This window comes from Bacillus sp. WC2507, assembly GCF_052656125.1.
In genome coordinates this window covers 2,226,203-2,239,951 of sequence record NZ_JBQXPN010000001.1, presented here as the reverse complement: position 1 = coordinate 2,239,951, position 13,749 = coordinate 2,226,203, and the positions used below count along the sequence as shown (strand labels likewise).

The following is a 13,749-nucleotide window of genomic DNA, read 5'->3' as shown; positions in this document are numbered from 1 at the left end:
TTACAAGTTATTTTTTACTCTATATAAATTACTCTTTTCTTTTGTAAATGTCTATACATATTTACATAAAAGTTTGAGTTTGATAAAATTGTAACCTTTGTGTAACCCCATTCTTTTATCCAGTATATACCATAAAACAAAAGAAATACAAATGTAAAAACTCCATATTCTTATTTATAAAGAAACATCCCTTGAACATAAATAGGTATTTGCCGTGCCGCCGCTCCGCTTTTGCACATACATTATGGTGAATTAACCTAATTTAAAGAAATGGAGGATGTTTTTATGTACCCCTACAATCCATACGATCCATATAACCAAAATGCTTATCAGCCTCAATATGATTTACAAGCACAATATCAACAATATATGGATCCAGTAGAACAAGTTAATCCATATGATCAAAATCGACAATTCCAACTTCCAATCTCTTTTCCTGGTACTGGAAACCGTCAATTAGAAAGACGAGTAAATGAGCTTGAGCAAAGAGTACGTCAATTAGAAAACACGGTTGAGCGTCATACACGTAGATTAAACCGCTTAAACCAACGTTTACGCACAATAGAAAACAGACTAAACATTCCATTTTCAGCATTAGAAGACGGATTTTAATTTCGAAAATAAAAAATATATGAAGGAAGGGGGCTTCCCCTTCCTTATATAAATTGACGAAAGTTTTTTCCATCTCTATACTGATAAGAGTTAATGAAATGAAACAAGGTGATAAATATGGATTTTGAAATAAATTATCTTTCCTTTTATGTTGTACAAGTAGAAGGAAAAGGTGAAGCTGTTGATAAGCGCTACAAACATTTTCAAACATTAGACGCTGAAGAGTATGAAGATAGCTCCTTAAAAGAATTTTTGAATGGAGAATTATTAAAAATTTCAAAGCGAAAAGTAGAACGTCATGCGAAAACAGAACAAGCTCCGACAAAAATCGGTCGCTTCATTGTAGAAGAAGGGCACGAACTTGATTCAAACCCTCATTACAACCTATTTAATCGCATTCGCTTTGCGGAAACAAAAGAAAACTTCAAAGATATGAGCGAACCTCTCGTTTATACATATCTTGACACAAGTGCTGTACGCGGTGGTGTATTTTTAATTGCACAAGCAAAACTACGCAAATACTTTGATGATCCATTCGTCTTCGTTATGAAATGTGACTTCGAGCCGAAAGTCGCTTCTATTTCCGATGAATCCACACTGATTCGTAACGTTGAAATGGCTATCACAACAAAAAACATGAAATCTATCCAATATCCGTACATGCCTGAAGAAGGTATGGTCGAAGTCGGCGAGCTAAAAATCCATCAAGCATCACACGCCCGCTACTTTGAAGACTTCTTAAAATTCGTCGAGTACGAACGCTCTATGCCTGAAATTATGAAAACACAAGTAATGGACATGGTATACGACCAAATTGAAGATGTATTTGAAGAAGGTACGGAAGAACGCGAACAATTCGACCAAGCAATGGAAGTATGGGCTGCCAGTCCGAAACGCGAAATTATGGAACAATTTTCAACTGAAGAAGTAATGGAAGCTACCGCTCAAATCGTCGAGCACGCTCCTGAAGTGGAATTAAAGCTAAAAGCAGACCATATCTCTGTAAAGGCCCTGCTTGCTGATTTCGGGGATCAAATACATATCGCAAAGGTAAATGACCGATACGTATTAATGATTGAAGCTGATACACTTACGTTTGAGAAAGGCTTCTCTCCAATTGAATTTCTGAAGCCAGATGAATTGCAAGATGTGATTGAGCGGATTGAGAATAAGCAGCAGTATTCTTATGATCCGAACGGAGTTGAATAAATCCTTCCATGTAATTATTTTTACTGAGCGCTGTTAATAAGCGCTCTTTTATTTGGAATATAGTTGACAGTTATATAAAAAAATATGTTTATTTTTAATCCAAGATGACATTTGTCACAGGATCCAGTAGATTCGTTTCTTGTTGTACAATTGTATTTCCATTAGAGTAGTCACTATGTATATTGGTAAAATGAAAATTTCACTTCACTACCTCAAATTTATTATACTCGTAAAAAGATAATAGAAAACGATATTCTGGATGCTCTCTCACCCAATCGTAAGCTTCTTCTAAAATATCCATTTTGTTTTGTAAGTCATTCAGTTCACTACATTCGTCCCTTTTCTGTTTGCACAGAGGGCAGAATCCATTCACTATTTCGGCACTCGTCGCCCTAATAGTTTTACTCTCTAAGTCAACTACTAGACGAAGAAGAAGAGAATGCTCTTCTTTTGTAGTCACTGTCATTTCAGCGATCCCATCCTCATTCCAAAAGACTCCGTTTAATTCCATCTGTACGGTGACATCTTTGATATCTAAGTCTATCACTATCACACCTCCCTTGTATAAAACTCTTACCTTACTCTTAGATTTTAATCTTTCATACACCACGATTTAAAGATATATTAAGCGTTTTCCAATTCTTTTTTTACTATAAAAGGAAATGTAATTAGTGCTAATAGTGTAGTAAATATTATCAAAAAAACTAAGACGGTTAAAATGTTAAAGATTGCTTCCATTTAACTCTACCCTCTTTCATTACTATGGGCTCTTATTAATATATTTTAAAATTCTTACCACATCTTAATTTTCAAAGCAATTATAATGGCCCAATCCCAACAAATTAATTCCTATTTAATATGATGACGTAAAATTTATGTAGATAGAAGTAGAGGAGAATGTCATTTAACCTCTACATTCTCCTCCATCTCAGCCAAATACCTAATCTGCCTTTCCGCCTTTCTCACCGCCGTACGAAAATGCTTTTTCAATAGTTCTATTGTAGATTCACTTATATAGTATCTTTCCGTTATATTTTCCCAAGTGTCACTACTTTCAAATGTACTCCAAACGAAAGGACGCTCTGTATTTTTTCTCATTTCTTTAAATACCCATTTTCGCATCTTTTTTTTCGCTTTTTCTGTTAGTTTTCCGTTCTCTACAAGTTCAAGCTCACCGTGTCTTTTGTACCGTTTATGAATATCTCTCTCGCTATATACTTTAAGAAGTATCTTGGCTGTATTTTCAGCATCTGCTAAAGCTCGGTGTTGCTTCCCTTCCCATGTTAAGCCGAGCTGTTCTACTGCAAATTGTAAACTTGGTGTATTCTCAAACAGTTCTTCATACGCTTGGAAAACAAATTTCTGTAAATCAAATTTTCTCTCTTTTTCCATACATGGGCATTCTACACCGTGTAACGTACAATCATGCGATAGAAAACGATAATCTTCTCTTCCCCACGAAACAAATAGAGAGTCTTCTCCGATAAACTGAATAAATTTCTCTATAATTTGCGGGAATTTCTCCACACCAATTAAATCTTTCTTTGTAATTCCCGTTAATTTTGTCGTATGACGAGTAAGACGTGCACCTGGTTTTACTAACTCCGAAAATTCTCCGATTACTTTCATTGTACTTGCTTCTATTTTTACAGCCCCGATATCAACTATCTCTGACGGATCGTCTGATTTATACGGCCTGAAATTTCTCTCTATATCAAACACAATAAAATGTGTAACGTTTTCCAATTTATTTACCTCTTTCTACATTCCTTTTCACACACATACTTTATTTTCAGTATTTATTTATTCATGCACTTTATGCATGTAATACTTCGTCTAAAAACGAAAATTCAATCTCATTATGATATGTACATAGAAGGTTATTCAATAAAAATGCAAAAAAAAAGAAGGGCAAGCCCTTCTTTTTTCCGTAATTACTTCTTGTTAACGTTTGTAGCTTGAGGTCCACGGTTACCTTGTTCTACTTCGAAAGTAACTTCTTGACCTTCTTCTAAAGTTTTGAAGCCGTCGCCTTGGATAGCTGAGAAATGAACGAATACGTCTTCTCCGCCTTCAACTTCGATGAAACCGAAACCTTTTTCTGAGTTAAACCATTTTACTTTACCGTTTTGCATGTAAAAAATCCTCCTACAATGTACCTATATGTACATATTCATTTTCAACCACTTTACAATAATACTTCAGACATAAAAAAACTGCAACCCCTAAGGAGATTTAACATTGCTATCCTCCTCGGAAGTTACAGCTCATTTAAATCTCTATATTATTAAAAGTAAAATGGTTTAAATATAATATATCATATCAATATAATAAAAGCAAAGTTTTTTTTGCTAAACAACTTTTTTCTTCCACTGCATCGCTTTTAATTCACCTGATCCAGCTACAACATAGCCTTCTTTTTGGTTAACGATACGCCAGCCATGCCCTTTAACTGAGTCACATACTGTAACAATTCCTTCTTCTAGAAGTACACGACAAACAGTACTAATCCCCGCCTTATTTTGCGTTGACGTTGTATATAGCACATGTTGATCTACACTTAAGTCTAAATAACTACTTGCTTTCTGCTCGCTTTCACATGTGTGCCAATATGTTTTTTCACTCTCAATACTTTCATCTATTTTACAAAAAGAAATATTCCCACTAATCCCCTTGCACGATCCACTGGCTGCTACTAAATAAGAATTGTGTAAAGTCAACGCTGAAATCATCTGATTCATCACGATTTTAATCCTCTTTAATTTACGTGTCTCCAAATTAAAGAGCCAAACACCACCATATTTAGCATGTATTTTCGTACCGATAAATAAGTAATGTTTATATAAAAATAACGATCGAATAGATGGTGCCCCGCCACCATACTCAAGAAATGGATGAATGGTTTCCCATGTCGAACCAAAATCATTAGAATGATACAACGTTTTATCTCCATGAGCAATGACAGTTCCTTGTACATTACTACATACATTCCAACTCGTTGCTTTTGTTGGAAAACGCTGAACCGTCCAGTTCTCTCCACCATTCATACTACGAATAAAAATCCCTTCGTCACCTACACCATACACTACATTATCTTCGCTATGTAAATCCCTGATTCGTTTTTGAAAACCATTTAAAATTTGTTTCCATTCTCCATCTTGTTCAATAAATAATCCATTATATGTAGTAGCTAACATAAGCTTTCCATCTCTTAACTTTGTAATAGCGGTCGCACTTAACATTGTCTCCACGTTGACACTCCCATTCTTAGAACTTCTCAGCAAATGCAATTGCAAAATTACTGCATTTTTCAACATCCTCTTCATCTTCTGGAGCTAGTTCGATTTTCAATCCTTCTTGTACAAGCTCTGCACCGCGTTCTACAAGCCTTTCTTCAAATATCGTTACCGCTTCACAAAATAATTCATACGCCGTATCACCTGATCCGAATACTGCTACTTTTTTTCCTGATAAATCTATATTTTCTAGGTCCTCATGGAAATCTTCCGCTTCGAATGGTAGTTCACCATCGCCCCACGTATAAGATCCTAAAATGATTCCATCATAGGCTAATAATTCTTCAGCATCCATGCCTTCCATTTCTTGCAATACTACTTCATGATCAAAGGCATCTAAACTAACTTTAATTAAATCAGCAATACTCTCTGTATTTCCTGACATACTTGCATAAGCTATTAAAATTTTCGCCACTTCGGCATCCCCCTCTTACAATAAATGATTCTCATTCTCATTATATTAATAATGAGAATCAATTTCAATTGTATTTTTCATTTTTATTTATTCCATACAAAAAAGCACAGATGACTAATATGTAATACTGAATCTAAGCTAATTAAATAAATATCATTATTACTGCACGACGACGCATGTTGTTTAACAGTGTAGTTTTAAGGCGTATCAACACTTTCCTTGATACGCCTATTTTTTATGGTTTTCCCTTCATTTTATCACTACATTTTATAGACTTATCGAAACTTTTATCGCTACATTTGAATTTTTTTCATCACTTTTATTATCACTTTGAATTAATTAGAAAATACAGATAATAATTATTGACCTTCCTTTATTAGGTAAAATAAAATGAAACATATAATCTGTTTAACAAGATAATGAGTTCACTCATTTTTAAGGAGGATTCATATGGAGAAGTATTTTACGGTTAAAGAGGTAACATCACTTTTGGGCTACAAGAATGAGGAAACTATAAAAAGAAAGATAAAAGATGGAATGTTTCCAGGTGCAATCCAAAACAGCCGTAAAGAAGGTTGGAGAATACCAGCAAGCGATGTTGCAGCCCTAAAGGGCTCTCCAAAAAAAGTTAACCCGAGTAAAAGTACACCAACGCCTATGTCTATCAATTACAACAAGTCTGAGTTAATCAAATGGGCATTTCAAATAGCCAATCTAGAATCCCCTTCGGAAGAATTACATAAAGATCTTACCTCCTTACCATTGGAACGTGCACTTGAGATTTGTCTTATTATGCGTCAGCAAAGCAGACCCATTGATGATTACTTCAAGTTTTTCAAAGCAGCTCAATCAAAGAAATGGAAACCAGATCCAATTACAATTGAAAAGAATAAGAGTTTAGTGGATTTAACACAACGAGACTATGAGGAAAGGATTTTAGACGGACAACGGACAGGAAAAATCTCATTGTTCAATTGGCTGGAACAAGATTAAAGGTGGTTGAACTAAGATGAAAAGCAGTTACTATTACCATGTTAAATGCCCTGAAGGAGTAAAAAGCAAGAAGTTCAAATTGATTGTGCTGGATAAACATAATAGACCTTTTTTGCCTCTTACAGTCTTTTACAAAGAGGCGCTAGGTAGAATATCGGATAGCAGCGCAGAATCCTATCTAAAAACACTCTATACTTTTTTTACCTGGTTACATACTGACAGTAATTATCAAGGAAGAACTGTAAATTGGGATGATGAACCTCATATTGTACGGATAGCCATAGAGGATTTTTTGATGCATAAAGCCCATTGTAAGGTTACAACAAACGATAGCAAAACGTATTACAATGTAAAGTTAACAAATAAAAGTCCTAATACTGTCAGTAGGATGTTAAGTGCTTTAAAATCTTTCTACAAAATCATGATACACATGAAAATGTACCTTTACCCTAATCCACTTATTGATGCACACGCTATTTTAGACGAGTATGAAACGCAAATAGAGGGTGTTAGAGAAGGAAAACCTAGAATGCCTAAAGAGGCAGGTACAGAAGAACCTTTACCTAAAGGAGCTCGAAGATTAACCGACTCCTTTTTTAAGGTCATAAATGGCGAGTGGAAACCTCAGATTATTGATGATCCTTACCTCCCCTTTATGATTTATAAGGCTGGGAAGGACAGTAAATGGAAGCTTAGAGATGAGATTATTACAACAATACTATTTCAAACTGGGGCAAGAGCAACAGAAGTTATCAAACTTACATTTGGAGATTATCGTGCTAGGTACGATAAAGGTGAGTTTGCTACCTTTAATAAGGGAAGCCATGGAAAAAGAACAAAGTTTTTGAAAGTAGATAATGACACGTTAAAACTACTTGATCGTTATATCCATGGTGCTAGAAAGAAAGTTGATAAAAGTGGTTTAAACATGAATGACGTAGCTGATGACATCCCAATATTTCTTAATCAGTATGGAAATCCCTACACTTATGATGCCTTTTTAAAAAATTGGGTAAACATCATGGAAAAAGCAGAAATAAAAATCAACATTCATAAAACACGTCATTGGTTCGTGACCCGTAGCATTCGGATGATTCGCGGAAAATACAAGGACAAAGTAGAACAGGACAATGCAATAGAACGATTACGAATTTATATGAATTGGAGCGACAAAGCAGACACAATAAAAGTCTATGAACATCATGTTGATGAGAAAGATTATGTGATAGAGCAGCATGATAGATTGCTAGAAAAAATGAAAAAGGATCAGGAGGAGTATTTAAATAAGCTAAAACCTCGTAAGAGGGGTAAACAACCTTCGGTTGAACCCCGAAATAAGATCGCTCAAATGTCTGAAAAACAACATGATTTGATGGGTTTTATTAATGAATTGAATAGTTAATCTATAAATAAGCCTAAGGGTGTGGGAATGTGATTGATGAATTAGAAAGCAAACTATGGTATCAAGATTTAAAAGGAAAAGTTAATGACAATATCCTGTCCTATCAGGATAAACGAGGCTACTTTTGGGACAAGGTTAACCCTATGCAATTGCGTTACTTCAAAAACAACTGTTGTGGTTATCCTTTTACAAATCACTTAGCACTAGGGTTGATGGTAATATCCAATCAAAACTTAAACCCTAGGTCTATTCACGCAAATTTTGGAAAGACACATATCGGTCTCAAGCAACTCTTTCAAGAATCCAAATTAGCAAGTTTTAATGATTTTGATGTAGATATACATCTGTCCGATTATCTACGAGGGGAGATTCTTCCCTCCCATTCAGATAATAAGAGAATTGATTTCTTTACTAAGTATAAAAGCGTTGCAAAAAGTGTGCAGAAGTGGCATTCGACCAAGTTGACAAGGGCGCAACAAGAAGTGTTCGATCCTTTTTTACTCCCTAAAACAAACCTGGATAGTAAAGATTTTAAAATTAACACAACAGTAAGGGAGGCTGTGAAAAGTAGAAGGAAGTCTGAAACAGACGCAATTTCCAAAGAATTTATAAAAATTCGTGCCGAAGGTGGGTTTCGTTTAAACAAAGTTAGACGTTTACGACAGAAATATCTTGAGGTTGTAGAATTTGTAAAAGATAACGGATATCCTCTTCCTTTTGAATTTTCTTATATTGAAAACGAGGAACGCAGAGATAGATCAAAGGAGCTTTTTTCCTTTCGATTATGGGATAAACCGTCTTTCGTACTTCAACATAGTAAAAATTATTCTTCCATAACCATTAATAATGCAAAGGCGCGAAGAGATACTTTTTCGGATGAAAACAACGAATACTTCGTCGAGTTTTTAAAAGCAGAAATATTAGATGATGAAACCAGTAAACCCGTAGAAGAAACTGAAGGCTTTTGGTTTTTACCTATTTTGGAACATCAATTAATCGGAAATTGGTACCGATCTTTAAGTAAAGAACAAATAAATGAAAGGTTGAAAATATTTGAGATGTATGGATATAGGGAACACGATTCAAAAGAGCTTAATAAACCTTTTCAGTCCAGCCATAAAGGTATTCTAGCACAAGGGACTTTTATAACTAACGTTCAGGAATATGCCGAGGGCATTTTAATGAACGTTGAGACTTTGTATGTTACAGCTCTTTTTGGCGCGACAGCACTAGATCTATTTACGTCTTCAGGTGCAAGGCTAGGTGAAGTGGCGCAAGTTCATCTTGGTATTGATTGTTTAGACCAGGGAAGTATCACTGATTCAGAAACAAATGAAGTAAAAACATCGTACATGTTTAGAGTTATTCCGAAAGGAAGAGATGAGCCAGCAGTTTTTTATACGACCAAAGATACTTTTGATTTAATAGCAGAAGTTGCTTTTTACCTAAGAGATCAACATTATAAAGGCTCAATTCCAATAGTGGATTTTCGTTATTTGAAGAACCATGGTGCATCGCTACCAGACCACTCTTACTTATTTCAGTTTCATGGTAAACATTTTGGAAACCTTGCTTTTTCATGTGTTTTAAACTTCATCTGTTTTGGATTGATTTATGAAACACAAGACAAGAAGTTGGTAAAGTTGAAACCGCACTTATTACGTCATGGTTTTGCGACCCACGCCGTACAAGCAGAAGACCTTCCGATTGACGTCGTAGCAATGATTCTTAATCAAAAGGATTTAGACGTTACAAAATATTACTCTCAACCTACCCAAAGCCAAGTAGCCGATATTGTATCCGATTTTCATACGTCCATGGCTACTACAACTGATATGATGAAAGCCGTTTTAAGACAACCAGAAGAGATACAAGCTCTTTTTGAGCGTCAAAGAGAGATCAGCGGACCATTTAGTAAAACCGTTGGGGGTACATGTGTTACTAACAAGATTTGTCCAACAAAACTTGCATGTGTAGGGTGCGCTACTAAAATACCTGAACCAGAACAAAAACATGAATTACTTGATTATTTAGAATGGGCAGAAAAAACGAAAGATTATTATCAGGAAAAAGGTTACAAACTGGAAGTTTTGAAAATGAAAAAAACGGTACATGATGCGAAAGTTGAATTGAAAGAAATAGCATTAATCGAGGAGTATAGGAGGGATAAGAAGAATGAGCCAAGACTCATCATTAAAAAAACATAAAAGTGGTTTAGAAAGCGATTACGAGAAACGAAGGGTTAACTCTTTTGAACTAGGTAAAAAGGCAATAGATACCCTCCTTACGGAGAGAAAAGAAGTTACCTTACACAATGTATCTAAAAAGACAAAAGAACTTGATGAACAAGGTAAAGGGATTCATTTTAACACTATTAGAAATCATGAAGAACTCTATGCATATTATAAAGAAAAGAGTAAGAGCTATAAGAAAAAACAAAAAGAGTTAGAAAGGCATCTCCCCTATCGGGAAAATGAAAAATATACTTTTCATAAGTTCGAGCAATTAAAGCCGGACAGAAATTTAAAGAATGTGTACAAACAGTATATGCGTTTAACAAAGGCTGAATTAGCAACACGCTTGATAGAAGCTGAGCAATATATATCAGAAGGAAATCTAGAGTATTTGAAAAAGTTATTTGAGACATACGAGGGATAAAAATTGAATTAAAACAATAATTTGTCGTTGTACTCACATAATAAAATAGTAAACAAAGGTTGTATTTAGTTTATTATTTAAAAAAATAATGAACTACGAATACAATTAATGTATTGCATAAAGAAACATGAATTAGAGCTAAAATAGCGTATGCTTCATTTAGCGGCAACTTTATGAGGAAAGTCACAAAAATACTTAGCAAGCAACCATTAAAGAATTAGATTAACAAGCCTATACAACATCGTTGAAAGATTACAAGAATATCAACAAAAAGCGTATTTCATTGCTACCTCAATTATAGTTGACCCTTTGTATTCGCCACAATGTAGGAAAATGTTATTCTCTATAACTATCGTATAATGTAAGTAATTATGAAATAGTGATATATTTGATTTAAATATAAAATGAAGTATAGATAACAACCTTTATGAAGTAGAAGGATAAAAAATAGTCCTTCTCTATCAGGAATATAGGAGTATTTGAAATGGGAAAAAGTAAAACGCATGAGGAATATGTTGAGGAACTACTAGAAAAACGTGGGGACGAATTCGAGGTTATCGAAAACTATGAAACAAACGCTAAAAAGATAATGCATCGTTGTAGAAAATGTTCGCATGAATGGACTGTAAGACCTATAAACCTTTTAAGAGGTAGTGGTTGTCCAAGATGTAGAAATAAAAACTTAAGTAAAGAACGAAAAAAGACAAAAAAACAATATGCAGCAGAGATTTTAAAAGTTCATGGTGATAATATCACAGTTATCGGTACATACAATGGTGCCAGAAATACCACAGATCACCAATGTAACGTATGTAAAAATATTTGGAGCGCAGCACCAACAAACATCTTAAAAGGAAGAGGTTGTCCAAAATGTGTAGGTAAGAACAAAACGCAAGATGATTATATACAATGCGTTTATAATGTTCATGGTGATAATATCCGAGTTATCGGAATGTATAAAGGGGCGCGTGAAAAAACAAAACATAAATGTAAGTGTGGCCACGAATGGAATCCAATGCCGACAGATATTTTAGGGGGAAAAGGTTGCATAGTGTGTGGTGGGAAAATGAAGCGTACACATGAAAGATATGTTAGGGAAGTTTTTGAAATACACGGTGATAAGATTAAGGTTATAGGAACATACGTAAATGCTAGGACAAAAATAACGCATCGTTGCAAGGCGTATGGTCACGAATGGGATGCCGCACCTTTAAATGTTGTAAATAAAGGCTCAGCTTGTCCAAAATGTAATGAGTCGACAGGTGAAAAACTTGTAACCGAAATTTTAGAATCACATAATGTTTTATTTGATACACAAGTTTCGTTCGGAGACATAGGATTCAAGAAACATACGAGATTAAGACCGGACTTTGTTTTATACAGCAAGGGCAAACCGACACTTGTTATTGAATATAATGGGATACAACATTATAGACCGATTGAGATATTCGATGGTGAAAAAGGCTTTAAAATAACGGTGAAACGTGATAATATCAAACGTCAAATGTTAAACAAAGCAGGTATACATATTTTGGAAATACCATACTACAAAACGGATATAGAAGTTAGGGAAATGATAGAGGACGCTATTAAACGTTTTGGAATAGAGAAAGAGCATGATTTCACGGGTCATATTTAATTACAAGAGCAAATTTCATTCAAGCCACGAATTTAACATATATAATAAGTTGCTTCAGAAAAGTTTATGGATTATTTTAAATGAGATTGTTTGTAATATTAGACCTTATAAATCATAATTTTATTCAAAGTTATGGATATGCAACTTTATGAGTTAAATCACAAAAACAGTGGATTATCAAAAGTTACCTAGTATCAAATGTAAGTTTATAAAAAGGATTGATTAAAAGTGTGCTGCAAAGGTTGTTTTTATATGTAGAAACCCCCGCATTTTGAACAAAGGTTGATCAAAATGCGGGGGGTCTTTTATATGATGTGGGTTTTTATAAAAAAGATTGATTAAAATATTTCTAAAGCCTTGTAAAATAAGTATTTTAGCATGACTTTATTTTAAACATTGCATCTTTTTTATAAACGTCAAATTTACAATAGTTCGTATGATGTCGGTGGCTTCAGAGATATATTGTAACTCAGATTGATTGTTTGATTAAAATTTATTATATTAGTAAACAAAAATTTAAAGTGAGATGTATCTGCGATAATCAATCTTTAATTACATCTAAAATTTCTTTGAAATCATTTTTTTTAATATCTTTAAATGTCCTGCCTATTTTATTTTGCAATAAGCTCATAAAGCTATTTGTTGAAGGAATTATAGACATCAATTTTCTTTTTTCGAGTGCAAATTCGGCAATCATTTCTGAAGGAAGGTCTGCACTTCTAATGCTTTTCTCCATTTCCTCTCCTCTATCGTTCCAGTACTTGATGTATGATAAACGCTTATTAAAATTATAAATACCTGCTTCAAAATTATCATATATATTTTGTTCCTTGTAATATTTAGCGTCATCTTGGTTAACAATAATGAATAATAACTTATCATTAAAATTAGAGTCCTTCATCAATTCTGTAATTTCATACATACAGTTTAAAGATTCTAAATACTTACTAGTTACAATTGAAACAACAAAGTCATGACTTCTAATTGTCTTCATGAATTCATCCAAATCGTCTCTGTATTGAGTTGCGTTTATGTCCCTACTCACGCTAATATCAACATGTTTATTTAAACTTTCCTCAACAATATTTGCAAGGTCTGCATCAGCATGACAATAAGAAAGAAATACTGTTTTTGTTTTCATTTCTACCAACTCTCCATCCTGGTTAATTTTATAAGGAATATCATTAACTTTGACTAAATCCATTGATTTGTCAATAGAGATATAACAAAGTTTCTTGCCTTCATAATGAAAAGGTTCAAATACATAGTTTACATTAATATTTAAAAGTTTTAGTGCATTTTCTATTTGAAAGGGGACTAAATAATTTTTAACTCTTAGTGTTTGCCCATCATCATGTATACCAATAATAATATCCCCCCCATTTCCATTTGAAAAAGCAGAAATATATTTAGCCGCTTTTTCAGGAGTTAAAACTGGGTGTATATATTTTTTATTATTTCTGTCGACATTTCTTATAGCTTGTATAATTTCATCTTTTGTTCTCAATATTGTTCCACCTCTGAC

The 13,749-nt window shown here is 33.9% G+C and carries 13 protein-coding genes; 7 read left to right on the top strand and 6 right to left on the bottom strand.

Features of this window, described 5'->3' with window-relative positions; all coding sequences use genetic code 11:
• Positions 1-270 precede the first annotated feature (270 nt).
• Positions 271-612 carry a hypothetical protein gene (locus ACUN28_RS11845; protein WP_116329409.1) on the top strand — a complete coding sequence of 114 codons (342 nt, stop codon included), beginning with the start codon at positions 271-273 and terminating at the stop codon, positions 610-612.
• Between the two features lie 117 nt (positions 613-729).
• The gene (locus tag ACUN28_RS11840; RefSeq protein ID WP_000345048.1) at positions 730-1,821 is read left to right on the top strand and encodes a DUF3900 domain-containing protein; all 1,092 of its coding nucleotides are present in this window, start codon (positions 730-732) and stop codon (positions 1,819-1,821) included.
• A 199-nt stretch (positions 1,822-2,020) separates the two neighbouring features.
• Here ACUN28_RS11840 and ACUN28_RS11835 read toward each other — a convergent pair whose 3' ends face one another.
• The 5 genes from ACUN28_RS11835 to ACUN28_RS11815 all read right to left on the bottom strand — a co-directional run bounded on the left by ACUN28_RS11835 (position 2,021) and on the right by ACUN28_RS11815 (position 5,532).
• Positions 2,021-2,368 (bottom strand): hypothetical protein, encoded by a 348-nt coding sequence (locus ACUN28_RS11835; protein WP_016086886.1) that lies wholly within the window; start codon positions 2,366-2,368, stop codon positions 2,021-2,023.
• 353 nt (positions 2,369-2,721) lie between these two features.
• A complete protein-coding gene (locus ACUN28_RS11830; protein WP_016086884.1) occupies positions 2,722-3,567 on the bottom strand; it encodes an exonuclease in 846 nt (281 codons plus the stop codon).
• A gap of 188 nt (positions 3,568-3,755) precedes the next feature.
• Positions 3,756-3,956 carry a cold shock-like protein CspB gene (gene cspB, locus ACUN28_RS11825; protein WP_001179148.1) on the bottom strand — a complete coding sequence of 67 codons (201 nt, stop codon included), beginning with the start codon at positions 3,954-3,956 and terminating at the stop codon, positions 3,756-3,758.
• A 216-nt stretch (positions 3,957-4,172) separates the two neighbouring features.
• Positions 4,173-5,072, bottom strand: a complete 900-nt coding sequence (locus tag ACUN28_RS11820) for a WD40/YVTN/BNR-like repeat-containing protein (RefSeq protein WP_016086883.1) — start codon at positions 5,070-5,072, stop codon at positions 4,173-4,175.
• Positions 5,073-5,088: 16 nt separating this feature from the next.
• Positions 5,089-5,532: a flavodoxin gene (locus tag ACUN28_RS11815; protein ID WP_001062763.1), complete on the bottom strand. Its 444-nt coding sequence runs from the start codon at positions 5,530-5,532 to the stop codon at positions 5,089-5,091.
• Between the two features lie 450 nt (positions 5,533-5,982).
• On the opposite strand from ACUN28_RS11815, the gene ACUN28_RS11810 reads away from it, so the two are divergent.
• The 5 genes from ACUN28_RS11810 (at position 5,983) to ACUN28_RS11790 (ending at position 12,224) form a co-directional block, all read left to right on the top strand.
• Positions 5,983-6,525, top strand: a complete 543-nt coding sequence (locus ACUN28_RS11810) for a helix-turn-helix transcriptional regulator (RefSeq protein WP_445423389.1) — start codon at positions 5,983-5,985, stop codon at positions 6,523-6,525.
• 16 nt (positions 6,526-6,541) lie between these two features.
• On the top strand, positions 6,542-7,927 hold the full coding sequence (locus ACUN28_RS11805; RefSeq protein ID WP_445423388.1) for a tyrosine-type recombinase/integrase: 1,386 nt from the start codon (positions 6,542-6,544) through the stop codon (positions 7,925-7,927).
• 29 nt (positions 7,928-7,956) lie between these two features.
• Positions 7,957-10,134 carry a site-specific integrase gene (locus ACUN28_RS11800; protein WP_445423387.1) on the top strand — a complete coding sequence of 726 codons (2,178 nt, stop codon included), beginning with the start codon at positions 7,957-7,959 and terminating at the stop codon, positions 10,132-10,134.
• Positions 10,103-10,585, top strand: coding sequence for a hypothetical protein (locus tag ACUN28_RS11795; RefSeq protein ID WP_061183427.1), 483 nt, complete (start codon positions 10,103-10,105; stop codon positions 10,583-10,585). Before ACUN28_RS11800 ends, ACUN28_RS11795 begins: the two co-directional genes overlap by 32 nt.
• A 484-nt stretch (positions 10,586-11,069) precedes the next feature.
• The gene (locus tag ACUN28_RS11790; protein ID WP_445423386.1) at positions 11,070-12,224 is read left to right on the top strand and encodes a zinc-ribbon domain-containing protein; all 1,155 of its coding nucleotides are present in this window, start codon (positions 11,070-11,072) and stop codon (positions 12,222-12,224) included.
• A 541-nt stretch (positions 12,225-12,765) separates the two neighbouring features.
• Here the strand turns inward: ACUN28_RS11790 and ACUN28_RS11785 are convergent.
• Positions 12,766-13,731 (bottom strand): toll/interleukin-1 receptor domain-containing protein, encoded by a 966-nt coding sequence (locus tag ACUN28_RS11785; RefSeq protein ID WP_445423385.1) that lies wholly within the window; start codon positions 13,729-13,731, stop codon positions 12,766-12,768.
• Positions 13,732-13,749: the final 18 nt, after the last annotated feature.